The following is a 25,784-nucleotide window of genomic DNA, read 5'->3' as shown; positions in this document are numbered from 1 at the left end:
AGCGAATCAATTCAAACATTCAGAATGTTGAATTTTCTTTAGGTGACAGTCTGAGAGAACTTCTCAAAAGCCTTACTGTTATTTTGGATAGCCTTTTCAATTGAGCCTCCGGAAGCCATAACGCTCATTTGACGGTTACCAGACCAAAGATAATTGATAGGCTCGAAAAGCCGACGGAGATCTGATAGGAGACGTTGGTGATACTTGAAAGTCAAATGGAAACCATCGTGTTCTTGACACATGCACTTCTGGAGCCACTGAAGTGCTTCTCGGTCAGACATATTAAATACAGGAGATTGTAGCAGCCGATAAAACGAGAGCATGAATGTGTCATCCTGCCGAAATATGGCAGGTATCCCACCAGAAAGCCCACTTAGAACCACAACTTGCGCCCTGTAGATGGTCAGATTAGCTAAAAATTTCTCGTAGGCTGTTGGCTTCGGAAAATCCTTGTATAGCTCTCGAGCAATTAGTTGGGACGTTGTCGTGTGGAAGGCTTCGTCCAAGAGATGGTAATGGGAAACAGCTAGTGGGGCTGGGATAAATTCGCCTTGCTTTTCTAATTTCCTGTAATACTGGGAATAGCGGTATTCGTAATTCTTGATCAGCATATTTGCCATGAAGCGCGTGACGTAAAACAGACACGCCAAGAAGGGCGAAGTTCCACAGTTCACAGTAAAGAATTGTAGAAAAGGTCGAGGTGCTAATTGCCCCAATAAACCAGTTGTTTGAGCGGGAATTGACTCGCCTTTCTCTTCCAACTCTCTTAAATACTGAGAATAGCAATGGGCTTGCTTTCTCAGCATTACTTTGTTGGTGATGAAACGCAAGGCAGTTTCCTGAAATCCCGACAAAGGCGAACCTAGCATATTAAAGGTGAAGAGCTGTTTTGGTGTAAATCCTCGACGGGAATCGTTTTTTTTGTAAGACTTCCCTTGAATAGAAGTATTAAATGTGGAACCTAACAGAGCTTTCTTCGTTTTGTACCCCATCATATGGAAGGCATGAATATGATGCCGTTCCTGAGCTGTTTCAAGATCTAGCTCTTGGCAGAGCGCTTCGTAATCGCTAAACGCTCGAAAAACTCCAGCCGTCACCTGATTGTAAAGTACGGCATTTGCTTCAGTCGCCGCCGTCTGATTATACTGAGTTGCCCAATAAAGGTGATTGAGAGCTAACTTTTGTGAGGAGGAAGCTTGTTCGTAGAGTGGGGTACCGTAAAGCAGTGAAAGTTCGGGTTCGCCCCAATAATAGTCGCTGTTGCTGCTATAGTTGAAGTTCCTATCCAGTTCCTCTATTTTCTCAGTAAAGTCAGACTCAGTATTACGCCGATAGGTGATTTCTGCCAGTTTTATATGCTTCTTTACTTTTCCATCGGATACAGTCGAACTTTTGTTTGCTAGACCCGGATCTTTGGTGGCATTGATCATGAAATTCTCCTGAAAGCGTCCAAGTAAGGACAAATGGTATTTTGCCCTTAAGTTATGGCGTTCTACTGTCTGAGTTTGAATTCCTCAGCTAAATGCTGAGCTAAAGTTTCAATGGTGGGGTAATCGTACAGCAGAGTTGGATCAATTTTTCTACCCACCCAATCCTCTAAATCACCGGTCATACCGACGGCAACTGAGGAATCAAACCCGTATTGGTCGAAGGGAATCGCGACATTCACTTCATCTGGATCGATTTCTAGCAGTTGAGCTAAATAGGAGACGATCCACTCTTGAATCTCTGTCGCTGTTGGCAGATTCTTGCCTGCATTGCGTTGAATCTCGACTGGGAGACTTTCCGAGCCTGAAGATGTCATTGCTTGAGAACCCTGAATTTCCATTGTTTAGACCTTACTCGTGTGAATTAGCCTTCTTTTATGACTCTCGGTTGTCCAAAGAGCAAAAGTCAGTTGCTATAAAACTTGTCAAATTTCACTTTACCAAAAGCACTCTTTTTTATCGGCTAGTTGATAGTTCCTGTAACATGGATTCGACCTCAGCCTTTAGATGGATGAATTTCGATTTGCCCTGAGGAGTCTCACTCCAATCCTCCACAACATTCAAACTCCCGGTTAGAAATCCAGACCGACAGGCATAGCGCTGAATTTTACCACTCGAAGTCTTGGGGATACTCCCAGTTTTAACTAGGACTGTGGCATAAAGCTGTAGAGCGTGTTCTGCTGTTACAGCCCGACGGATACTCTCTATCACCTCATCCACATTCAGCTTCCGCAGGTAACTCCGCTCTACCTCCTGAACAACTACCAGTCGCTCTTCGCCCTTTACCTCCACCGCGAACGCCGCTCCACAACCAGACCTTAGTGCCGGGTGGCTCTTCTCTACGGTGAGTTCAATGTCGTGGGGATAATGGTTTTGTCCCCGGATGATAATTACATCTTTAATCCGCCCGGTGATAAATAACTCACCATCCTGCAAAAATCCCAAGTCCCCCGTGCGTAAAAAGGGTTCGTCACCCGTATCTGCTAGATAGGCATGAAACGCCTGTTCTGTCTCCTCACGTCGATTCCAATAGCCCTGAGCTACACTCGAACCCGATACCCAAATTTCTCCCACTTGGTTAGCGGGACAGGGAGTTAGAAATTCGGGATCGACAATTACGATTTTTTGGTCTAATAAACTCTGACCGCAGCCGACAAGGGTTCGCGTGATTTCCTGGTTGCTTGTCGCCGTCACTACTTGGTTTCGTTCGAGTGCTGTCCCATCAACTTGGCGCATAACAGGTGGATCGTTTCTCAACCCTCCCGAAACCATCAAAGTTGTTTCTGCCATTCCGTAGCAGGGGTGAAATGCCTCCCGTCGGAAGCCACAATCAGCAAACGTAGCAGCAAACTGCTCTAGTGTTTCAGCACGGACAGGTTCAGCTCCGGTGAACGCTACTTCCCAGTTACTCAAGTCAAGACTTGCCCGTTGTTCAGGGGTAATCTTACGAATACAAAGATCATAGGCAAAATTCGGTCCACCGCTAGTCGTCGCTTTGTAGTGGGAAATTGCTTGTAGCCAGCGCCAAGGCTTTTGCATAAACATCACGGCTGACATTAAAACTATCGGCATACCCACATAGAGAGGTTGCAGTACCCCCCCAATTAATCCCATATCGTGGTAATGGGGTAGCCAGCTTACACCCCGACTGTTGGGTGTATCGGCAAAACTTTTGTGGATTACAGCGGAATTGTGTAATAAATTACCGTGGCTAACCATGACACCTTTTGGCGTACCCGTTGAACCTGAGGTGTACTGGAGGAAAGCCAGGGTGTTTCTGCTCACGTCCGGTTGCTGCCATGCTTGTGCTTGGTCGCTGGCGATATTATCCGTGGTTAGCCAGGGCAACTGAGCTAATTCTGGCTCCTCGGTAAAGCGACTTTCTACGCGGCTTAATAAGGATGTCGTGGTCAGCGCTACTGTTGCCTGGGAAGAAGCCACAATCGCTTGTAGCCTAGACATATTTTGGTTGCGCCGGGGTGGATAAGCGGGAACAGCCACTACCCCAGCATATAAACACCCAAAGAAGGCACCAACAAACTCCAGACCGGGTGGGTAGAGCAGCAAGGCACGGGAGCCAGTGACACCGAGACTCTGAAGCTTGGCGGCGATCACCCGTGCTTGTCTATCCAATTCTTTATAAGTTAGGCTATCTGCTTGTGTTTCTCCGTCCTGCAAAAAGGTATAAGCCGTTTTGTCAGACTGATTTTGCGCTCTGTAGCCCAGTAGATCCACCAAAGTCGAAACTTCATACCCAGTATCAGTTAAATAAGCAATCATTCCTTATATCCTTGATACAAGTAGCTTGTGAATAGTATGGTTTATTTTTTTTTTTTTAAGTATCCAATTTGACTGAACCGAATTTTTTCTTTAACTTTATCTCATCTCTGAACTACCAATCGTACTAGCAGTAGGGGATACAACCTATCTTGATTACAAGACGATAAGAGAAAAAAGAGAAGAATATGAACCGATTTGCAACGGCGGTAATGGACGTTAGGATTCCCTGTCTACCTCCAAGCGATTCACCACGACTTCCGGTAAATCCAGAAGCTTCACCAGTTCTTTGTAAGCGGCTGCTTCTTGTTCATTAATCGTCGGTTCATTAGGCGTGCGGGCGCTAACATTAATCACCTCATATCCCAACTTCAGAATTAACTCCCGTTCTTCAGGACTTTCAATTTGAGCCACCAACTCATCAATATCAACATTAGCGGCTAAATAATCCCGGAGTTCGGTTTGTAACTTCTTCTGTTCTTCAACATCCGTTGAAAACAATTGACTCAAGCGAGCAATAATTAACTCTGCTTCTTCCGGTGCTAAATCCCCATCAGACCAAGCCATAGCGGTGACAATTCGCAGCAGTTTCATTTGATGGGCGCTAATCGAGGACTCTCGCCCTAAATACACTTCCACCACACGCGGGTCATTATGCACCTCATCGATACTCCCTTCACATAACACCGAACCCTCATGCAGTACCGTCACCTTACGGGCAATCAGCCGCACGAATTCCATATCATGTTCAATCACAATAATTGAATGACTCTCAGCTAAATTAATCAGTAAGTCAGCAATATTTTCGGTCTCTTCATCGGTCAACCCAGCCACAGGTTCATCAACCAGCAATAAATCCGGGGATTGCGCCACCAACATACCAATCTCTAACCGTTGCTTTTCCCCATGGGAGAGTAAATCGGCTTGTAAATCGGCTTTGGGAACTAAACCAATTGTTTCTAATAACCCTAACACCGTGCGTCGTTCCGATGCAGCAGGACGCCCAAACAGCGTTGAAAAAACATTTTTACTGCGATTACAGGCTAAGTCTAAATTTTCTCGAACCGTTAGATTGAGGTAAACTCGCGGGGTTTGAAATTTACGACCAATCCCCATCCGCACAATAATATCTTCAGATTTGCGCCGCAGATTGCGTCCTTTAAACAGAACTCGTCCTCTAGTTGGCTGGACTTTACCCGTAATCACATCGAGGAACGTCGTTTTTCCCGCACCATTGGGTCCAATAATCACCCGTAACTCTCCAGTATCCATACTGAAGTTGAGGTTATTGAGTGCCTTAAAGCCATCAAAACTAACGGTTAAATCTTCAATGGCTAAAATTTGTTGATTCATAGTTGGCAGAAGTTGAGCTAACCCAGAACGAATGACGAATGACAAAGGACAAACAACTAATGACTAATCTCCTCTCGTTCACGTTGCACCTCAGGGTCTTCTTCTAAACTGGGATATGTAATCACCTCTTTTCGCTTACCGAATAGACTCAGCAACGCCGGATATCCGGAATACCGCCACCACCCGACAATTCCACTCGGCAACACCGTCACCACCAGCAAAAATAATCCGCCTTGGAAAAAGAGCCAACTTTCGGCAAAGTTTTCACTTAAAATACTTTTGGCAAAATTAACCACCAGCGCCCCTAGAATTGCGCCCACCAGTGTGGCACGCCCACCAACCGCCACCCAAATCACCATTTCAATGGAAAAGGCAATATCCATCGCCTTCGGTGAAACAATACCCGTTTGCAGCGTGAACATTGCACCCGCTATTCCCGCCAATGCCGCAGAAATACCAAAGACTAACACCTTAAATCCGGTGGGATTGTATCCCGAAAACCGCACCCGATTTTCATCATCGCGAATTGCCACCAGCAAGCGTCCAAAACGCCCCTGAGTCAGCCAGCGACATAAGGCATAAGAGACAACCAGCAACAGAATTGTAATGGTATAAAAGATAAACTGGGTTCGGCTGGCATTCACATCAGCCCCCAGCAAGGTTTGGTAATTGGTCAAACCATTCGTGCCGTTGAATAGTTTCTGTTGACCATTGAAGAAATTGAAAAAGACAATTGTCGCGGCTTGGGTGAGGATAGAAAAATAAACACCCCGAATCCGGTTACGAAAGACAAGATAACCAAACAAGCCGCCGACGACAGCCGGAACAATAATAACGGCAAAGACAGCAAACCCAAAGGAATCAAAGGGTTGCCAAAACCAGGGCAATTTCTCCACCCCATAGAGACTCATAAATTCTGGTAAACCATCGCCTTCCAAGGGGGCTAATTTCAAGTGCATTGCCAACGCATAACCGCCCAGCGCGAAAAAGATGCCATGACCCAGACTTAAAAGTCCGGTATAGCCCCAAATCAAGTCAATTGCCAAAGCCGCGATCGCCAATGCCAAAAATCGCCCCAACAAGCTCAGGCGAAAGTCAGACAGCGCCAACGGAAACACAATAATCAGCAGCAGGGCGATGACCGTCACCACACCCACTTCAATCAGTAGGGATTGACGACGCTTTCGCCGTTGGTCTATTCCGGGAATTTCAAGTACAGAGTCAGATGTCATTGGTTAGGGAACAGGGAACAGGGAACAGGGAACAGGGAATAGGGAACACTTCCCTCACAATTCATAAGATCGTCCTTTCTGTGGGAAAATCCCGCCCGGTCGAATTTGCAGGAAGATAATAATTAGGGCAAACACCATCACCTTTGCCATACTGGTGGTGGCAAAGAAGGTAAAGAACTCAAATAACGGCTCAATGGGCTGAAAGAGCAAAGCCAGTATTCCCGAACCAATCAGGTAATTAATTGTCCCAATCGCTAACGCCGCCACAATCGAACCCACCAATTTACCAACGCCGCCAACCACCACCACCATGAACGTATCGACTACATAGTTCTGACCGGTATTCGGACTAACTGAACCCAGCAAACTAATCGCACAACCTGCAACCCCCGCTAACCCCGAACCAATAGCAAAGGTTAACGCATCAACCTTACCCGTAGGAATTCCCAAACAAGCGCTCATACTCCGATTTTGAGTTACAGCGCGAATCCGCAATCCCCAAGCTGAACGCTGTAAAAATAGGTAAATTCCCGTGATGCAAAGAATCGTTAGCCCAATAATAAATAATCGGACATACGATAACTGAAAGCTGCCTTCTGACAACTCCACCATCCATCCCCCCCGCATCCAACTTGGCGCGGTGACATCAACACCTTGAGTACCAAACCAAGGCTTAGTTAAGGTGAGGGCAGAAGTTTCACTCAAAACCTTGCCAATCGTAAAGGCAATTCCCAGGGATAGTATTACCATGAGCGGGATTGCCCAAGAGCGAATCCTCTGAAAATCTGCCCGACGAGATATTACCCATAGCGCCCCAAAAAACAGCAGGCAAAATAGGGCAATCCCAATCACCATCACCCAATTCACACTACGGACAAACTGCTGCAAAATTAGACTAACGCCCCAGGTTGCCAGCAAGGTTTCCAGGGGACGCCCGTACAGAAAGCGGATAACCCCCCGTTCCAGAACCAATCCCACCAGGGCGGTTACCAGAAACGCGATCGGTATGGCAAATAAGATATAGGTTTCAAACCAAGGTTCTCCCAGAGACTTGAACCCATTTTGGACAACAAAGGTCGTATAAGCACCCAGCATCATCAACTCCCCGTGTGCCAAGTTGATCACACCCATGAGTCCGAACACAATGGCTAATCCCAGCGCTGCTATTAATAAAACAGCGCCAATACTGATACCGCCATAGAGACTATCTAAAAGTCCTGCTAACACAATTTTCTACGTTAATGGTTGATGGTTGATGGGTGATTAGGGATTGGTAATTGGAAAAAATATTCTCTCTCTCCTATTTCCCCCAAGGGCGGGTTTAGTCAAGTTATCAGTTTGTAGCCATAAGTTATCTGTAAAACCCGCCCCTACACCCCACACCCTCTTTCATGGGCTATACGTCTTTTAAGTTGTATTTACCCCCCTTACTCGGATCAGACCAATCACAGCCTAATCCCTTAGTATCGGCAACAAATTGATTCCAGGGAATAGGTTCAACCGCCGCTTCCGTCTCATTAACAATTTCAAACAAACCATCCTCTCCCACTTTTCCAATTCGTACCACCTTCGAGAGATGATGGTTAGGATTCATCGTAACCATCCCTTCAGGGGCTTCAAATTTCTGACCATAAGCCGCTTTGCGAACTGCCTCTAAATCATCAGCCGTTCCTGCTTGTTCAACTGCTTGCTTCCACAAGTAAACGCCAATATAAGCCGCTTCCATGGGGTCATTAGTCACGCGGTCTTCACCATATTTTGCCTTAAAGGCATTGACAAATTCCTGGTTTTCTGGTGTATCAACGGTTTGGAAGTAGTTCCACGCCGCATACTGATCTTTCAGGTATTCTGTACCAATTGCCTTGACTTCTTCTTCAGCAATACTCACAGACATAACCGGATATTTATCCGGGGTCAAACCCGCACCCTGTAGCTGTTTGAAAAATGCCACATTACTATCACCGTTGAGGGTATTAAAGATAACGCCCCCGTCTGGTAACGCGGCGCGGATTTTAGTAATGATTGGGGTAACTTCTGTATTTCCCAGAGGCAAGTAATCCTCGCCAACAGTTTCGCCACCCAGTTCTGCAAGCTGTGCCTTAATAATTGTATTAGCGGTACGGGGAAACACATAGTCAGAACCAATCAGGAAGAATTGTTTGCCCTTATTCTCCAGCAACCAATCCACGGCTGGTTCAATCTGCTGATTCGGAGCAGCACCTGTATAGAAGATATTGTTAGAACACTCTTGACCCTCGTACTGCACAGGATACCAGAGTATATGTTTTTTCTCTTCAAAGACGGGCAATACCGCCTTACGGCTAGCAGATGTCCAGCAGCCAAAAATGCTGACCACTTTATCTTGGTCAATTAGCTTTCTGGCTTTCTCCGCAAACGTGGGCCAATCTGAGGCACCGTCTTCCACAATCGGTTCAATCTGCTTACCCAGGACACCCCCAGCGGCGTTGATTTCCTCAATGGCGAGTTGTTCGGCATCCACGACGCTTTTTTCACTAATCGCCATTGTGCCACTGAGGGAATGGAGAATCCCGACTTTTATCGTGTCACCATTACCACCAGCCGCCGCCGAGTCAGAGGTTGTCGCCTCTCCGGTGGTATCCGGTGCTGGCGGCTCACTACAGGCTTTGAGGAGAATACTGGTGCCTAATGTGGCGGAGCCATAGATCAAAAATTTGCGTCGCCCTAATCGTCTAACCATTTGTATAAATATTCCTCGGCTAATTCTGTTTGTCGATAGAGATAAACAAGGTTAAGCTGTGATATTAGAGCGAGCTTATCTGAGGAATTGTTATTTTTGATACAAAATAGCGATACGGGGCAGATGGGCAGATGGGCAGATGGGGGAGATGGGGGAGATGGGGGAGATGAGGGAGATGAGGGAGATGGGGAAGATGAGGGAGATGGGGGAGATGGGGAAGTCGGAAAAATAAAGTTGAACACAAATTAAAAGTTGTGCTAGTATTAATAACTGTGAACGAAATGGGTCGATGCCCGAGTGGTTAATGGGGGCGGACTGTAAATCCGCTGGCTTTGCCTACGTTGGTTCAAATCCAACTCGGCCCATCACATGACTCTAATTTTTAGAGGGTATGTGTATTAAAAACGTCCATTACATAAGCCCGTGTAGCTCAGTGGTAGAGCACACCCTTGGTAAGGGTGAGGTCACGAGTTCAATCCTCGTCACGGGCTTTTTGCTCAAGAAGCAGAAGGCTCCAAGGCTGTAGATTGACTAATTATTTGTAATCGTTGTCAGATTAGTCTCGTCTTGACAAATTAAATGTCATCGTATTAGTAGAACTTGACTGGGAAGAAGCGATCGCATTGTTAAAGGCAGGTCAGCCTGTGGTTCCGGTGTGGTTAGACCAAATTCAACAACGACTCAATCAGAAGCTGCAAGTTCATCGTTGTGAATAGTTTGCCTGGATCGATTCGAGTTACTATCTTTTGGGTTTGTTCACCTGATGGCTCCTCAACGCGATCGCACTCTGATTGAAAGGGTTGAACTCCAAAAACCTTGTAGTCAATACACTTATGGCTACATCAGATTTTTACAACTGGCGGGACACTTTATGGTTCTACCCAAGTCCGATTGTCGCTCTCCCTCCCTCCTACGAGGGAATGAGGGTTACAGCCAAAGAAAACGGACAACTTATGCTTCCAGTTTGAACTGATTTCCCCAGCGAGTGGGGACAGGACATTGGCGGCGACCTATTCTACATCCAAACAGGTTTCCATTCAACTGATTTCCCCAGCGAGTGGGGACTAGACGACAAACGTAGAGCTTACACCTCTGGACTCAGTTTCCATTCAACTGATTTCCCCAGCGAGTGGGGACCTATACCCCAGCCTGGGATGAGTACAAGAAACAGTGTTTCCATTCAACTGATTTCCCCAGCGAGTGGGGACCCCTCGATTTTAACCCCTTGCCCTGCCTGAATTCCAGAGGCGGTTAGCGAGGTTCAGCGCCAACACTTGCCAAAATCCCAAAAATCTTGCCGCGAAAATTGCTCAAACCCTTACAGGACAAGGCAGCGAGGTTCAGAACGAAACAATAGGATTTTCCGGCATTTTACCTGACCTTCGCCAAATTAAATAATTGTACTTCCAGTTGGCTTTGGGACAGGTGAACCAATACCCCACGTTTCTACCTGCCCCAGAGTGTGCCGCGACAAAGGATAAAATCTAATGCTATCTTCCGATAACTTGACCCGTTTTTGCAGTCTAGACCGCAATTCATCAAATTTCGACCTACAAAGTTGGCACTCAAACACCGAATACTGCACTCGCCGACCATACCCTTCCAATAAATCGGATACCTTTTTCCGGCGTTTGTCATCAGGAATGTCATAGGCTACTACATACAAAAGCATTCTCTATCGATTTTGATAGGGGTGATATCCCTGGCTAGGATTATAAACAAACTGCTTATAAGCTTTGACTTGCTGATTAAGCAAGTCCCATTTTGGGTGCTTACCCCCTGCCTCATCTTGAATTTCCTCCTCCATTCGCTGTACAAATGCATGGAGAAACTTCTTACGCCCAGATTCATTGAGATAACACCCCCCATCTTTATAGAAAAAATCTTGCAATTCATTGATGATATGTCGATTAACTAGCCACATTACTAAAGCATCAACCAAAGGGGCGCGAAATTCTTCAATTAAATCCGACGCCAACGCCGCATGACGTTCATGCCCCTGATGTAGAGATGCCTGATAGGGATCAAGCCCCTGAAGCTCAATTAGTGCCAGTAAATGATTCCACAAAATTTGATAACCAAAACTTAGCATTGCATTAACTGGATTCCCTGGAGGGCGGCGAGTTCTCTGGGTAAATACAAACTCTGAATTAGCCAAACACTCTCCAAACACCTCAAAATATTGTGCTGCTCCTGCCCCTTCAAACCCCATTAGCTGTTCAATCGAATCCGCTTGACTAGCTTGATTTGCCAAATAATCTAAACTTTGCAACACCTTTTCTAGTTTTTTCGAGCGATTGTGCTGCCGTTGTCGCCGCATTAATATGCGACAATTCCTAAGCTTAGCGATGACAATTGCCCGTGCTGCCGTCAACCTTTCACCTATCACCAACTGCTGCTGATAATGAGCCAGTTGGCGATAGCCCCGTTCAATAGACATCAGTCGCCCATAACAATAGCCCATGCGAGACAAATAAGCGATGGGAATATCCCGCCACAAACAGGCTCGAACTGCCTGAGTTGTCACCTGTGACTTTCCGAATAAAAGAATCTGTTCTGTTAAAGGTAATTGCACTTGGGCATGAATAGAGACACCAGACTATTACGCACTCTGGCTGCGCGAGGTGAAATATACATGATTAATGCAGTAACAAATTTTACTGGAGGATGTTTGAGTGATAAACTAAAAAATGACCAATGAACAATTACGGCAAACTCTCACAAGCTACTCCATCATTGTTCTTATCCAACCCATGAGGATCGTCCGGGAACTCGTCCAGCACCCTTTGGGCTTCCTTTTGTGTAGTGAAGTCACTGCAATTGCAGTTCCAATTCACGCATCCCGGCAGATTTTCTTCTCCATTTGGGCTGACTGTTTCTGTTGGTTTTGGTGATGGTGATTCGACAGCGTTATCCTGTTGACTTGTTACTGGAGATTCAGATAGGGACATAGGATTCACTGCCTCTTCGGTGGGAGAAACTGGTGGATTTCCTGGTGAATGACACTGCACGGTGATCAGTGCCAAAATTAATCCTGTGGTTATAACTGAAGGTGTCATTAGCTTAATGTGAAGATTGGTTTAAGGTTAGTTTAAGAGATGAAAAACCTGTACGGGATCGCGTTTCCCTGTTGATTTCTACGATTGATAAAAATTAGCCTAACTTCAAATCCCAGAAAAAACCACAAAAAGACACTATTCAAACTTTGATTACAATGTCAAGCAAAATCCCCGTACATTAACGCTTATAAAATCCTTGTCAGTCTATTTTTTTAGGTTCAATAGTAGTTTCTTTTCTCTTGCCTGTTAATATCGAGTTGGATTATCTTAGATAGCTATGCCTAAGAAACCTCAACTCCACCCCTACGCCGATCGCCTCTCGTTCGAGCGAATTTTGCTACTAATCGCTACCTTGATCAATCACCCCGGCATCGGCTGTTGCAACCCTTTAGACCGACCCAAAAAGGGTCAACATCACAATGCCTTAGAACCTCTGCAAAAGAAGGAACAGGAATTTGCCCAATCCCTCGGTATCACCTTCCCTGACAACTATCCCTCTATTGGCACTCTCCGCAAAGACTTAGAAACCCTACGAGAGTTTGGCATTCTCGACCGCCGAATGTATCGTTGGGGATATTACCTGGGAACTGGCGTCATGAGTTGGGAGGAACTAAAAGTAGCATTCAACGCCCTACATTCCCAAGCAGTTTACCAAGGCGATCCCACAATCCGCGAAATTTATCAGATTCTAGAGAAGCGATTGCGGGGATTAGATTTAGACAGTAACGGCGACTTCTCTTACCCGGTGCGTGCCTATCTGAATCGCCCGATAATCTACACTGACCCCCAGCAAATGCAAGCCAAAGGCAAGAACCGCCACACCTTATTTCACTGCTTAGATGCATTAGAAGTCGCGATCGCCAAAGGTCAGTTAGTCGAACTTTACCGCCATCGGGAACCCTATGGACAGCGAACGGGCTATATCCAGGTTTATCCCTTACAACTGTTTTACCATGACATTGCCTGGTATCTGCTTTACGAATACTCAGAAAACCAACATCTAGAGGTAGGACGATTAGATCGGTTTAAAGACTACTGCCATCATATTGACCCAACAGGACGAGGACAGCAAAAACAGCGAGAAAGTCTCAAGGAAGCGCAAAAGCTGATGACCACTGGCTGGGGTATTTATCTGGGAACTCCCTGTGACCAACAACTAGAACGGCAGGGAAAGTTATTATTAGAAGAGGTGAAAGTTAGATTTTTTCCCCCAGTAACCACTTTTATTTTAGAAGGTGAATGTCGCCACCCCCATCAAAAACTTCGTGCCAAGAAAGATAGCAACGGTGAATATATTCACGTCGATTACATGATCAAGCTTCCCCCGCGTTCCTTCCACGAGTTCAGTCGCTGGGTCTACCGTTATATGGGATGCGCTCAAGTCCTCTCCCCACCCGATTTAGTGGAAAAGCATCGCCAAGCCGCACAAGCAGTTGCGGCACGGTATCGTTGATCTGAAGTCTCCCTAGAACACCAGTCCAGTAATCGGTTCATCGAATTCAGTAACTATTTAATCGGGAAAATAACTGACAATTTGCCCAGAGAAAATAAATTACTTATCATAAGTTGATTGAATCCGAATCCCATCCGCCAGACCTTGCAACCTCTCCGCCAACTTCGGTTCAGTAAACGGCAAACCCCATAGATGAATCGCTGCGATAAATTGCGGTTTTATCTGGGTCTGATACACCTGGATAACCGATGTATCAGGACTCTTTTGATTACCCAATAAATACTTAACCACATCCTCCGGCTTGACTCCTTGCAAATTATGCATCAATTTGTTACGGATATCATCTTCATATTCTTCTTCTTCATTTTTCTTGATACATGACCATTGCAATAACTCCCACGGCTGAAAATCTGACCGGAGATGACACAGCCATTTGAGCATAAATTCATTTTTGCCGATTTGGTTGGGTTGACGCTTGAATCGGTTGTCATCAATAGGAAACTGTAATTGCTTTAATGTCTCTAGTTTCAGCGTCTTGATAGTTTGATTAACCGCTTCCTTACTCGAACCCGATACAGACCAATAGTGCTTCAAGTCATCCGTAGAAACAAACTGTAACCCTCTCCTTAGCCATTGAATTAAATCCGCCGCCGGAAAACTTTGCTGAGTTCCATTAATCGATAACGAAACTGAACGCCCCTTAATCTCCGTGGTAATCGCACACCGCAAAAACGTCTCTTGCGCCGCCGCCAATAGCGCAATTCCGGGCAGATAATTCTTTTGCTCAAATAATCGTTCAATCAAGGCAATCCCATCAACAATTCGCGCCGTTGCTGCTTGAACGTCAAATTCACTTGACTTATCTGTTAGGGAACGATTCAGATTGAAAAAATCCACCAGTTTTTCCAACTCAGCAACTACCGACGCCTCTAAACTTCCCTTAAGTTCCGCGAATTCTAACAAGTGCAACGCCGCACCAGGAGTCCCAGATTGAATTAATCCCTTCACCTGTTGTACTTGAATTCCCCGCAGATATTGGGAGTTACCAATAACATTCGCCGGACGTTCTAGGTTATATTCATTACTGACTAAAAATTGCACCCGTTTGCCAAATCGGGCGAGACTCATAAATTGAACGGCTGAAGAAATAGCTGGGGTACTGGCTTGGTGACTGACATAAATTGTTGCAGAATCAGGAAAGTCAAGTTGAGCTAATTCTGACTGAATTAGTTTCAGAACACTATCCCAATCATCTAACCCTTCGGTTGGGGATTGGGGTTGCAGTAAGAGGGATTTAAGTTGGGCTTGAGGAAGTTTGTCTTTAAGATAGGTTGCTACAATTGGCTCCAAGGTACAGGTGTCTTGCCAGTAAGCCGACTGGGTTGATCGCCGTTGTGATCGACTAAATACGACTTCTTGGTCGGTCAAAATTAAAATAATTTGGTCGATTTTTATGTTTTCGTGCTGAACAAGCCCAACAAAATTATCGAGTAAGGGAAAGGCTAAGTCATGCCAATAGTCCTGTGCCTGAGATTGACCATACACTGTACCCATCACTCTCCCAGGAACTAAAAAGCGGTCATCTGTTCCCTCTGTGGGTGTAAATCCACGATCACCTAACTGACTCCTAACTGTTCTGTACAGATTTGTCCAATGGTCTTTTGTCCAGAGTTGAACATCACTATTGCCTATTGTAATAATCCAAATGTTCATGATGGTTATTGATCCTCATTTATAGTGCAAGCTTGGGGAAGGACGCAAGCCTTATGTCCCTACGTGATTTCTTCCCCAAAGGGGGGTGAATTCATTGGTTTCATCCAAAAATTCCAAAAATTGTTCTGTTTCTTCTGAGTCATCTGGAAACACCGTCAGCAACTCAATATATTCATCCTTAAGACGAATCAATTCCCCCGCCCTCGTCTTCACATACCGAGGATACATGCGATGCCAAATTCGCCCCACTTGACTGTCAAATCCTTTTTTAGCCGCCCATCCAGTGAGTTCGGTATCTTTAATCGACTGTTGAGCAAAATAAGCCCGATGAAACCACTCAACCGCTTGACTATCCTGCTGATTTTTAGCAATACGTCCCCAAACCTGAACCCGATGCGGATGCCAAGTTTCCCGCCAGTCTTGCACATAACCTTGGGGTTCATAGCCTGCTGACTCCAGCCACGCGATCGCACTCTGTCGGGTTTCCTCTAAAAAGCGAGTCACTAAAGCCAGATTAGGCACATTGTTAAATACCCATAGCTTTTTTGATCCGGGTAAAAATTCCCAATGACACCCAATCATCGGCTTATCCCCTCTTTGGAAATAACTAGGATAAAATAGTCCGTGGTGAATCCGTCGCCAGGATTTGCCAAAACCGCCCAGTAGCATGGAGAAGCGCAGCAGATAGCGCAGGAATTTCCGCAGTTGTGGGGAAATGTCGCCGTATGCCAAGAGTTCTAACCTGCCTTGTTTGAGGGTATAGGTGGGCATGGAGATGGGCTTACGATTAGGTCTATAGACATGTTCTCCTGGCTGTAGATTCCCTTCATCTACGGTAAACAAAATCCCCACCTTCCCCACCGTTGCATCCCCATCAATCCCTCCCCAAATCCTTTGGGTTAAGGCTTGCGCCACAGTTTCATTCGTTATCCCGGCTAAGAGGCGTAGAGTGTGTCCGCGCAACACGGCTTTGAACATATTGGGGCGAAACTCGCCGACTTTATTCAGCAGTTGAGAGGCGAGTCCCTCTCCTTTCAACTCAGCCACGAGAATCCGGCGATCTGAAGTGCTAAGGGGGACAATTGAACCATTTGGGTTCACTTTATCCACATAGCCATAACCAGCACTCACCCGTGACCCAATCCCATAGGATAGCGCCCGTTCCCAAATCTGCCAAATCTGCTGCCAATCCTGTTGACTCAGGGGTTCTACACTAGAAATCCCAAACCTTAATTGGGATTGGTACAGGGAAATTTGCACATTGGCGCTATGATTCGCACCACTATCTATCACTTGATAGGGTTGTTGACCGTGAACCACATCAACCAAGCGATCGCGCTTTGCCCAGGATGTCATATCCACCGGATAGCCGCCGTGAAAACGCAGGATACCGGGAACGGTTTTGGTTTCCCCTTGGGGAGTAATCTCCTCACCACCACAATAGCGATCGCGTTCAGCATCGGTTAAGCAAGCACGACGGAATGCCCCTTTCATGCTAGAACCGGAGAAAAAGGGTAATCCCTTCGCCCCAATTATCGGACGAATTACGTCTTCATCTTGACCACTATTGGTAATCAACCGCCAGCGAATTTTATAGTCTTGGGTTTCTACCGAGTCACCAAATTCGGGTAATTTAACGGTGGGTTGAACGGGGCGACGTTTCCAAATTGGAATCGTTTTGTCAACTTGTGCAGGTGATGGGGGACACCCTCGCAACCATTGATCTACCCATTTTGATGCAGGTTTAACATTACCCGCATATTGAATTTTACCGCGATCAGGAATTTGTGCCTGGAACATTAGCGGAACATGATTAGCATCGGAATCAGTCATCCTTCTTCTCCTGAGAATCATTGTCTGGTTTTAAGGGCTTATACCGTTGTGACCACCAAACCATGCAATCACACAGTTGAATGAGTACCGCTAAGGCTACTTTTCGCTGCTTTTGATCAAAAGCCCAGAGATAATCGGTAATGCGTTTGATGGCGTCTTTATCCGTGGGTTCAAGTTTCTCTGAAGGCAGTTCAATCCCCGCAGGGGAGAGAATTTCACAAAACCGTTGCCAAGTCTCTGCCCAATAGTTACTGGCGGCTGTAGGGTAGTAAATATCTTTTTGCTTATCATACAGTCGCAATTGTTCTCCCCAAAATCGCTCCAGTCCATAGGAGGCGGTTGTTCGCATCTTATAGACTTGGCTATGAGCGCCTTTATCGCAATGCTCAAACACTAAATCGTGGGCAATTTTATCTAATTTATAAGCTTCAAAAGCCATATTTATACCCCCTTTACGGTGATTTCGCAGTGACCAAAGCCAATGGATTCTAATCCACCAAGATAGACGTCCCCTTGGTGGCTTTTGCCAAAGGGTTGCCAGGATTTGGGTTCACCATTGGGTTCACGGGGATTTAACTGTTTAATCGCAATCGGAAATACCATAAACGTCCCTTCTGGTAAAGCTTCCGTATTAAAAAACGCCTTACCTTTTACCCGTTTTTGATTTTTTTCCAACGCCACTCTACTTTGTCGATACAACGCCATATCGTGAATCATGCCAATTTCATCATCACCGACGACAACGGATGGGAGTTCGTTACCCAGAGGAAACCAAGCTGATAAATTTTCCGTTCCTTCAACGGTAAGAAACCCAAAATTGAAAAATAATTTATTCTCCCCATTGATATTCAGGGGCGTCAAGGTCTGTGAGCCTTTATATTTCAGACGTTCTGGGTCAGGTAAGTTTGAAAGATTTCCAGCTATCCGTTTATATCGCTTCAACAACTTCGGACAACTTACCCAGACTATCGGCTGTCCTGGACAAAACACAGGTAACCATAAAATTGAGGCATATTCAAATTTTACGACTGATTCGGTTGTCTTTTCTGATAACTCTGATTCGGCTTCATGTCCATACCAATAGCTAGCTTCCGCTTCATCATGAGACTGTCGCATTTGGGAGCGCAATCGTCCCCGAATCGAACTACCGGGAATAATCCCCGTTTGCGTAAACTGATCCTTAAAAATTAGGTTTAAATTCCCACTTTCTTCACCCGCTGTTGCGCCCACATGCAATGGGGCAAGGGTTTCGATCACACCATAAGCTTTCTTGTACATTAACCATTTACTCCTTCAATATTAATCGGCAAACACAAACTAACACCAAACTTTTTCAACAACCCTTTTTCCGGAAACCAGGCTGTAGGAAAATCCCACCATGTCTTATTTAAGGGTTCCGGAAGCACATAAACGCTACCCGCTGGTACGGCATAACGCCCACGAGATAAACGACCGGGAGCGCGGGTTTTAAAGGATTCTTTTTTCTGCTCTCCATAACCAATTCGATAGCGGTAGGGAACGGCTTTTTCAGTCAGTAGCTTTATTTTGTTGTAGTCACGGGCAAAGTCTTTATACTTAGGATATCGATAGGATAGGTCTTTTGAACCCCAAACCCCAGGGGTAATTAAAGCAAATGCTTTTTTGATTGGCTGTTGCAATCGTTGTTGGATTGGAGTTTCTGGAGTTAATTCTATACTATTGACTTCGACAATATGACTTTCGCCGCCAAATTGATACCAACCCTTGGGTAATTCATAGGTCGAAAGGTAAACTAAGCAGGTATCTTCCTTCATCTGAACTGCTGTTTCCAGAAATAATCCATCTTCGCCTAAAACATGTCGCTCATCTTTTTTCAGACGAGGGTGTAAGATAGAAACATAGTTCCAGGAATTCTCAGCAACGGCAGGCGAATCTCCTTTAGCATCCTGTTGAATAAGTTCGGGTTCATCATCCCAATAGTCTAATCTGAGCCAGTGATAATCGGATTCACTCGACTCTATCGCGTCTGGCTCAATCTCATCGCTTCTGGCTTGGGACTTGAGACGCCATTGATGGTCAACAATTTGCCATTCATCAGACGTAGTTTTACCAATTAGCTTATGATGGGGGAGGGGAACATAAAAATCATCGACTTGATCTATATTTGCCCAAAAGGGTCCGGCGATAACTAAGTTCTCTCGAAGTTCTTTATGCTCCACCAAGCCTATCGATTTATTGGTACTGAAGAAAAGACCGGATAATGTGGCTGCATCTGGCGGAAACTTTCTTCCGGATCGCCCGACTAAGTTTTCCGGTGAAAGAAATGCCCCAGAACTGCCGTACATCAAGCCCAAAGGCTGAATTGTAATTAAGAATTTGAACATAACTGCCAACCAATATTAATTAAGCCATCAATCCATTGAATAAAATCTGCTTCTAAAGCATCCTGCCCAATAATATGTTTAGAGTTATCGCTATCGGTGAGGTAGTCTTTGTTAATCGGTTTTTTTGGGTCAGTTCGGGGAGAGCGATCGCGAAAATATAAATCAAAGATAGCCAGGGCAATAGAGTCATCAGCGTTACCGAATTTATCATTTAAGGGAATAGCATGACGGGCTTTTAGCTGCGCCCAATCGCTGTAAATATGACCCCAATTCGGTTCCTGACTCCAGGTCTTGCCATCGCGATCGCGATAGTTGGTTAAGACATGCAGATAATCCCAGGGACAAGTCCACTGCACAGATTGACCACTATTAAAAACCACCCGAATCGTCACGCGATCGCGTCCTTGATTCTTTGCCCGTTTTTCAGCGTCTCGACAATGCTGTAAAATATCCCGTTGGGGAACTTGATGTCCTGCCCAAACAAAGCCAACACTATAGGTAAAATCCAGATTTAGGTCTTGTTTAATCTGCTGTTGCTGGTTTTCCCAGTGGGATTCTAAGGCTAATAACCACTGCAACGCCTCTATCGGTTTTAGCTTCTCCGGTGTTTCTGATGATTGGGTTTCGTTACTGTACAATACGCCGAGGAAGTCATCCCCACCCGCATAGATGACCCGTCCTTTTCCCTGGGAAAATAAGTCTGGCTTTCTCTGAAACTCCTGTCCCCATTTCCGAATTAAATCGGTAAAATGTTTGAGTTCCTTGTCTCGCTGCTGGGGATCATGATCATGGCGACTCGCCAGGACTTTCAACTTATCCCCAACTTTATCACCATCCCCCATAAACCAAGCAGTCCAATATCCCGGTTCCCGGATAATATCTTTAAATTCTGGGTCATCATCTTTGGCTTTGAGTCTATCGATACCAATGTGATCAGCAATCACGTCGTAGGTAACTAAACGCTTAACCAGTTCCGGAATACTCAGGCGTTCATTCGGCGCAACATACCTGCCAATTTGCTCAAAATATTGGCGATTCTGATCAGGTGGAGATTGCTTTTTTCTCAACTCTTCCAGAGACAAACTTGGTTGTCCGACTCGTTCATCGGGGTTATCCAAAAGCCACGACAAGCGACGATAAAATAGTTCCATCTCTTCTTGTTCCGATTGGCTGAGTAAACGACCAAGATTAGAGTCTAGCTTACCCAACTGATGCCACGCGATCGCATCGGTTCCGGTTAAACTGGAACTCTCGCCCACCCAGTTTATGGCAATCCAATCCCGCCTCAGTTTGCGAGTTTCCAAGTCATCCATGGCGGCTTGAACCGAGTCCCCATATCCCCAAAAGACTTCCCAAGTGTAACTTTCCCAGCGTTCCCATTCCCCTTTGCTTTGTCCTGTTTTTCCTTGAGTTTGTGACCAACAATACTGGTTTTTGGGGATACCCAAGTTATCTTCTATCCACACTCGGCAAATCTTTAGAATAGTCTGCCATTCTTTTAGGAGAGTATTTTGGACAAGATTGCGGTCAAATTTCCCTCGAACTAGAATCCGATTCGGCATTCCCTTCGCCACATTGGGCAATCCTGGGGAAATTACCGTGAGTCCTAAGCATTCTGCCTTTTGCACCAGTTTAAAACTCAAAAAGGATAAGATTAGCGAAGATCCATACAAATCTCGAAGTTTGCGGGATTTTTCGATAAATCCTTGTACAGGGGCAAAGCTGGCGGCGGTGTATTCAGACATAAGACTTATGGGTATTTAGGCAACTCAGTAGATACCATTTCGCTTGGTTACGCCACCCACGGCTTTTGTGGGAGGACTTTTTACAGGGGACTTGTAAACCAATCCCTAATTTCTGGCTTGCCCATTTGCTCGGAATACAGAGGTGTTTTCCTTTCTGTTTTGCTGTCTAGACTTTACTCTAGCAAGTGTTCCCTGTATGACGCTAGATATTACAAGTTACTGAAAATATTTTTCTTCTCCAGATTGAATCCCTGTGACAGGTAGGGTTTTAGCTATTTTTGACTCAATAGAATTAATAGTGGCTTTTTCTTGACAGTTGAGCAAAACTTATGGTAGTTGTACCGTTTGCCACAAGATTCTGCTGTATCATGATGTCAAAATCATGCTCCATCGCTATCCGATCTCGGATATCCTATTGGAATGATACATACCCTTGTAAGGGGGCTAGCAAGGTATTGACGCTACCACGGACTACGTGTTAAACAAATTTTTAGGTGATACCGGCGGCCTAAATGCCCTCGGCTTCAGAAATTTGTTAGCAGTCATTTTTAAGGAGTTTGAAATAAAATAATTCTGGGTCACCTTCATCAAGATTATATACAGTCCCACTCGGTTGATATTCCATTTTCACCATTAGTTCTTGCATTGGTTTATTGGACTCATTCGTTGAAGTAAATAACTTGCTTGTTTTACAATTTCTTTCTAAATGCGAGATTAGAGATGTACCAACACCTTTTCTTCGATTTGACGGTTTCACCATCAACATTGCGATAAATCCCTGGAAGAAGAAAGTGTATTCAAGCACAGCGTAACCAATTAAATCGGCATCATCTAATGCAATTACCGTATTCCCCTCTAGCACCCATTTTTTTATATGCTGTTTTCGATCATCCTCTTCAACTGCAATATGATCAATTGCTATGATGTTAGGAATGTCAGCTTCTGTAGCTTTTCGTATTATCATCATTTTGTTTGCTAACCATTTGTAGCTGGAACCTGAAGGGGTGACAAGCAGCTCAAAAGCTTGGCAGGCAAAGCATTTCCCCCTTCAAGCCTTGAAAAGATGAGAGCTTATTGACAAAGGTTGATTACTGGTACGTGGTTGCGAGAGCCATTCAACCTGTCCTAAGCTGAATAATACTAACTGTAGAGTTTGTATTCAGTGCTGTCTTCGCTGCTGGCACGCTTCGTGCCGACTACAGACCCAGCTTAAGTCAGTGCCATTCGTCCTCAGCTTGATGGCGACTACTATAACTTATATTATCGCTGCTCTGTAGCAATATGTTTAAACGCTTCGGGAACCACATTTTTAAAGTTATCATCCTACTTCTGGGGTTGTGGCTAGCCTGGGATTTGCTGGCTCACCTGGTTGCAGAAATTTTATGGTTCATTGAGCTTGACTATTTGTCAGCATTCTGGTTACGCTTACGGACTCAGCTAGGTTTGTGGGCGTTTGTTGGCTGCTTATCCGCTGGATTTTTACTCAGTAATTTGTTTCTCGCCAATCGGCTGAAGTATCCCGCCACTATCGCCAAGGAGGTTGGCAACGCCACGAGGATACCTCCGGGGACTACTCAACTCAATCCAACCCTACCAAAGACTCCTACACAAGACTCTACACCCGTCAACCTGATAAAGGGAGCGTTAGCGCTGAGGTTAGGATTACTCTTGCCAATCGTACTCTGCCTCGACGTACTCGTGGGGATAATGCTACTCCATTACGGCGAAGTGGCTATCTCCGTTTGGCAACCTGATTTTAATTTACCCAGTGTCACCCCACCCCTACCAACTCCTTTTGATTGGAGTTCCATACACGATGTATTGCTACGGCTGCTGGTACAGATAATACAACTCATTGTTTTAGTCATCATTGTCATCGCATTGGTCGTTAATTCCCAATTCTGGTTAACGGCGATGGCTGTTGCTTTTCCAGTAGTTTTTGCCTTAGTGGTATTCGGACAATGGGGAAGGATTTTGCAATATTTCCAGCCAACCGCCTTTAACGCGAATGACCCTTTATTTGGCACGGATATTAGTTTCTATGTCTTTAAACTTCCGGTGTGGCAACTATTAAACTTTTGGCTGGGGGGGCTGTGTCTGTTTGGTTTAGTCGCCGTAACCTTAACCTATTTGGTATCTGGAAATAGCCTGTCTCATGGGCGGTTTCCCGGATTTTCTGATCATCAACTTTATCATTTACATGGATTGGGTTCATTGGCGATGGCGACGGTAGCGTTCCATTATTGGCTATCGCGCTATGAACTGCTGTATTCCACTCGTGGCGTTACCTATGGGGCTAGTTATACCGATGTTAAGGCCCAGTTACCGATTAATACCGGGTTAAGTGTTTTCGCCCTAGGGATTGCTTTATTTTTACTCCTAAGACCGATAATCGGGTTTAAGTCGCTGCACAGGAGTGGCAAGGGAACACTCTCCCTACTGGGATTGTATGTGATGATGGTCGCGATCGCAGGCTGGCTAATCCCGGCTACGGTGCAACGGTTTGGCGTGCAGCCGAATGAATTGGAACGGGAACGCCCCTATATTGAACGCAGTATCGCTCTGAGTCGAGCGGCGTTTGATCTGGATAGTATTAATGTGGAAATCTTTAACCCCGAAGGCGAACTCACCAGTGCTGATTTAGATGAAAATATTTTAACGATTCGCAATATCCGCCTCTGGGATGCTCGTCCCATCCTGCAAACTAATCGTCAGCTACAACGTATCCGTCTCTACTACGAATTTCCAGATGCTGATATTGATCGCTACAGACTACCGTTAGAAGTGACGGGTGTTCCCCCTTCCTTTGCGGGAGAAGAAGTCGATGAACTAGAAGCAGAAGACACAGAGATTTCCCTAACCGTACCCACACCCGGTTTCACGATTGAAAAGCAACAGGTGATTATTGCACCGAGGGAATTATCCTACGAATCGGTTCCCGAACAAGCCCAAACCTGGGTTAACCAACACTTAGTTTATACCCACGGCTATGGCTTTACGATGAGTCCCGTGAATCGGGTGGGGAGTGGTGGATTGCCCAACTATTTTGTTAAAGATATTGGCACCGGTGCTGATCTCGGTGTTGGTGGAGATTTATCCACGTCTAGCCAACTGATTCGCGAAAGTATTCCGATTGGTGCGCCACGAATTTACTACGGACAACTCACGGAAAATTATGTGATGACTCCCACTAAAGTGCGGGAATTCGATTATCCCAGTGGTGAGGATAATGTTTACAACACCTACGATGGCAATGGGGGTGTTCAGATTAGTTCACTATGGCGCAGGCTGTTGTTTGCCGAGTATCTCAAAGATTGGAAGATGCTGTTTACGGACAACTTTACGCCGGAAACCAAGGTATTATTCCGTCGCAACATTAACCAACGGATTCGGGCGATCGCGCCGTTCTTACGTTATGATCGCGATCCGTATATTGTCAGTGTTAACCCTCAGGGTGGGGAAGTAGAAACGGATCAAACCTATCTTTACTGGATTGTTGACGCCTACACCACCAGCGAACATTATCCCTATTCTGACCCTGGTGATAATGAATTTAACTATATCCGCAATTCGGTTAAAGTCGTCATTGATGCCTATGACGGTACTATTACATTCTATGTTGCCGACCCCGACGATCCAATTATTCAAACCTGGACAAAGATTTTTCCCACGCTATTCCAACCATTAGATGCTATGCCTCCGGCACTGCGACGTCATATTCGCTATCCGGTTGATATCTTCAGTGTTCAGTCGGAACGGTTGCTCACCTATCACATGACTGACCCCCAAGTATTTTACAATCGGGAAGACCAGTGGCGGATTCCCCAGGAGATTTACGGCAGGGAGTTGCAACCTCTGGAACCGTACTACCTGATTATGAAATTGCCAACGGCTACGAATGAGGAGTTCATTCTCCTCCATCCCTTTACACCTCAGGCACGTAATAATTTAATTGCTTGGTTGGCAGGGCGTTCAGATGGTGAGAATTATGGCAAATTATTTTTATATCAGTTTCCCAAACAAGAACTGATTTACGGACCCGAACAAATTGAAGCCTTAATTAATCAAGATCCGGTAATTTCTCAGCAAATTTCACTGTGGAATCGTCAAGGTTCACGGGCGATTCAGGGGAATCTGTTAGTGATTCCGATTGAGCAATCCTTACTGTATGTCGAACCGCTTTACCTGGAAGCCGAACGCAATAGCTTGCCTATTTTAGCGCGGGTGATTGTTGTTTATGAAAATCGCATCGTTATGGCGGAAAGTTTAGAAAAGGCGCTGGAGGGAATCTTTCAGCAACCTGAACAAGAACCCGCCCCCACGATTATTCGTCCCCTAGAGGAACCCCCTGTGCCGTTAGGGGGGGGTTGACACCTTACAGGTGTAGGTTTTTTATTTTAGGGTTGGGACAAGACAAGGGGGACAAGGTGACAAGAAGACAAGGGAGGAAAACCGTACAGAATTTTGTTCTGTCAAGCTAACTGTAAAAAGCCGAAACGCCCTGTTTTTCGTGAAAAAGCTTCCTTGTCTACTGGTCTACTTTCCTTCCT

Annotated in this window: 20 protein-coding genes, 2 tRNA genes and 1 pseudogene; 6 read left to right on the top strand and 17 right to left on the bottom strand. The window is 45.4% G+C overall.

Features of this window, described 5'->3' with window-relative positions; all coding sequences use genetic code 11:
• Positions 1–38: 38 nt before the first annotated feature.
• The 7 genes from RIG66_RS25390 to urtA all read right to left on the bottom strand — a co-directional run bounded on the left by RIG66_RS25390 (position 39) and on the right by urtA (position 9,068).
• Positions 39–1,430, bottom strand: a complete 1,392-nt coding sequence (locus RIG66_RS25390; RefSeq protein ID WP_446381557.1) for a hypothetical protein — start codon at positions 1,428–1,430, stop codon at positions 39–41.
• A gap of 62 nt (positions 1,431–1,492) precedes the next feature.
• Positions 1,493–1,804, bottom strand: a complete 312-nt coding sequence (locus RIG66_RS25385; protein WP_446381555.1) for an acyl carrier protein — start codon at positions 1,802–1,804, stop codon at positions 1,493–1,495.
• A gap of 139 nt (positions 1,805–1,943) precedes the next feature.
• Positions 1,944–3,767, bottom strand: coding sequence for a fatty acyl-AMP ligase (locus tag RIG66_RS25380; protein ID WP_446381553.1), 1,824 nt, complete (start codon positions 3,765–3,767; stop codon positions 1,944–1,946).
• 216 nt (positions 3,768–3,983) lie between these two features.
• Positions 3,984–5,117 carry an urea ABC transporter ATP-binding protein UrtD gene (gene urtD / locus RIG66_RS25375; RefSeq protein WP_446381551.1) on the bottom strand — a complete coding sequence of 378 codons (1,134 nt, stop codon included), beginning with the start codon at positions 5,115–5,117 and terminating at the stop codon, positions 3,984–3,986.
• A 56-nt stretch (positions 5,118–5,173) separates the two neighbouring features.
• Positions 5,174–6,349, bottom strand: coding sequence for an urea ABC transporter permease subunit UrtC (gene urtC / locus RIG66_RS25370; RefSeq protein ID WP_446381549.1), 1,176 nt, complete (start codon positions 6,347–6,349; stop codon positions 5,174–5,176).
• A 54-nt stretch (positions 6,350–6,403) separates the two neighbouring features.
• Entirely contained in the window at positions 6,404–7,576 is a 1,173-nt protein-coding gene (gene urtB, locus RIG66_RS25365; protein WP_446381547.1) for an urea ABC transporter permease subunit UrtB, read from the bottom strand.
• Between the two features lie 169 nt (positions 7,577–7,745).
• Positions 7,746–9,068, bottom strand: a complete 1,323-nt coding sequence (gene urtA / locus RIG66_RS25360; RefSeq protein WP_446381545.1) for an urea ABC transporter substrate-binding protein — start codon at positions 9,066–9,068, stop codon at positions 7,746–7,748.
• Positions 9,069–9,164: 96 nt separating this feature from the next.
• Between urtA and RIG66_RS25355 the strand changes: the two genes are divergently transcribed.
• The 4 genes from RIG66_RS25355 (at position 9,165) to RIG66_RS25340 (ending at position 10,041) form a co-directional block, all read left to right on the top strand.
• Positions 9,165–9,317, top strand: coding sequence for a hypothetical protein (locus RIG66_RS25355; protein ID WP_446381543.1), 153 nt, complete (start codon positions 9,165–9,167; stop codon positions 9,315–9,317).
• Between the two features lie 34 nt (positions 9,318–9,351).
• Positions 9,352–9,433: transfer RNA gene (locus RIG66_RS25350), tRNA-Tyr, on the top strand.
• Between the two features lie 54 nt (positions 9,434–9,487).
• A tRNA-Thr gene (locus RIG66_RS25345) sits at positions 9,488–9,559 on the top strand.
• A 272-nt stretch (positions 9,560–9,831) separates the two neighbouring features.
• Positions 9,832–10,041 carry a hypothetical protein gene (locus tag RIG66_RS25340; protein WP_446381541.1) on the top strand — a complete coding sequence of 70 codons (210 nt, stop codon included), beginning with the start codon at positions 9,832–9,834 and terminating at the stop codon, positions 10,039–10,041.
• A gap of 417 nt (positions 10,042–10,458) precedes the next feature.
• On the opposite strand, the gene cas2 is transcribed toward RIG66_RS25340, so the two are convergent.
• From cas2 to RIG66_RS25325, 3 genes and pseudogenes are all read right to left on the bottom strand, one after another.
• Positions 10,459–10,740, bottom strand: coding sequence for a CRISPR-associated endonuclease Cas2 (gene cas2, locus RIG66_RS25335; protein ID WP_446381539.1), 282 nt, complete (start codon positions 10,738–10,740; stop codon positions 10,459–10,461).
• 3 nt (positions 10,741–10,743) lie between these two features.
• A pseudogene (gene cas1, locus RIG66_RS25330) lies at positions 10,744–11,649 on the bottom strand (CRISPR-associated endonuclease Cas1); the annotation flags it as partial.
• Between the two features lie 124 nt (positions 11,650–11,773).
• Entirely contained in the window at positions 11,774–12,127 is a 354-nt protein-coding gene (locus RIG66_RS25325; RefSeq protein ID WP_446381537.1) for an excalibur calcium-binding domain-containing protein, read from the bottom strand.
• Positions 12,128–12,404: 277 nt separating this feature from the next.
• On the opposite strand from RIG66_RS25325, the gene RIG66_RS25320 reads away from it, so the two are divergent.
• On the top strand, positions 12,405–13,580 hold the full coding sequence (locus RIG66_RS25320; protein WP_446381535.1) for a helix-turn-helix transcriptional regulator: 1,176 nt from the start codon (positions 12,405–12,407) through the stop codon (positions 13,578–13,580).
• A 99-nt stretch (positions 13,581–13,679) separates the two neighbouring features.
• Here the strand turns inward: RIG66_RS25320 and RIG66_RS25315 are convergent, their stop codons facing one another.
• The 7 genes from RIG66_RS25315 to RIG66_RS25285 form a co-directional block, all read right to left on the bottom strand.
• Complete coding sequence (locus RIG66_RS25315) at positions 13,680–15,293, bottom strand: hypothetical protein (RefSeq protein WP_446381533.1); 1,614 nt, start codon at positions 15,291–15,293, stop codon at positions 13,680–13,682.
• Between the two features lie 51 nt (positions 15,294–15,344).
• Positions 15,345–17,126, bottom strand: coding sequence for a hypothetical protein (locus tag RIG66_RS25310; RefSeq protein ID WP_446381531.1), 1,782 nt, complete (start codon positions 17,124–17,126; stop codon positions 15,345–15,347).
• Positions 17,119–17,565, bottom strand: a complete 447-nt coding sequence (locus tag RIG66_RS25305) for a hypothetical protein (protein WP_446381530.1) — start codon at positions 17,563–17,565, stop codon at positions 17,119–17,121. Before RIG66_RS25305 ends, RIG66_RS25310 begins: the two co-directional genes overlap by 8 nt.
• Positions 17,566–17,567: 2 nt before the next feature.
• On the bottom strand, positions 17,568–18,404 hold the full coding sequence (gene cmr4, locus RIG66_RS25300; RefSeq protein WP_446381528.1) for a type III-B CRISPR module RAMP protein Cmr4: 837 nt from the start codon (positions 18,402–18,404) through the stop codon (positions 17,568–17,570).
• Complete coding sequence (locus tag RIG66_RS25295) at positions 18,404–19,489, bottom strand: type III-B CRISPR module-associated Cmr3 family protein (protein WP_446381526.1); 1,086 nt, start codon at positions 19,487–19,489, stop codon at positions 18,404–18,406. The genes cmr4 and RIG66_RS25295 overlap by 1 nt, the downstream gene beginning before the upstream one ends.
• Entirely contained in the window at positions 19,474–21,234 is a 1,761-nt protein-coding gene (locus tag RIG66_RS25290) for a Cas10/Cmr2 second palm domain-containing protein (RefSeq protein WP_446381524.1), read from the bottom strand. Before RIG66_RS25290 ends, RIG66_RS25295 begins: the two co-directional genes overlap by 16 nt.
• A 535-nt stretch (positions 21,235–21,769) precedes the next feature.
• Positions 21,770–22,201: an N-acetyltransferase family protein gene (locus RIG66_RS25285; RefSeq protein ID WP_446381522.1), complete on the bottom strand. Its 432-nt coding sequence runs from the start codon at positions 22,199–22,201 to the stop codon at positions 21,770–21,772.
• A 314-nt stretch (positions 22,202–22,515) separates the two neighbouring features.
• Between RIG66_RS25285 and RIG66_RS25280 the strand changes: the two genes are divergently transcribed.
• Positions 22,516–25,605, top strand: a complete 3,090-nt coding sequence (locus tag RIG66_RS25280) for a UPF0182 family protein (protein WP_446381520.1) — start codon at positions 22,516–22,518, stop codon at positions 25,603–25,605.
• The last annotated feature ends 179 nt before the right edge of the window (positions 25,606–25,784 follow it).

Origin of the sequence: Coleofasciculus sp. E2-BRE-01 (assembly GCF_040221695.1) — a bacterium.
In the GTDB taxonomy this organism is placed as follows: Bacteria; Cyanobacteriota; Cyanobacteriia; order Cyanobacteriales; family Coleofasciculaceae; genus Coleofasciculus.
This window is presented reverse-complemented; position numbering and strand designations above follow the sequence as displayed.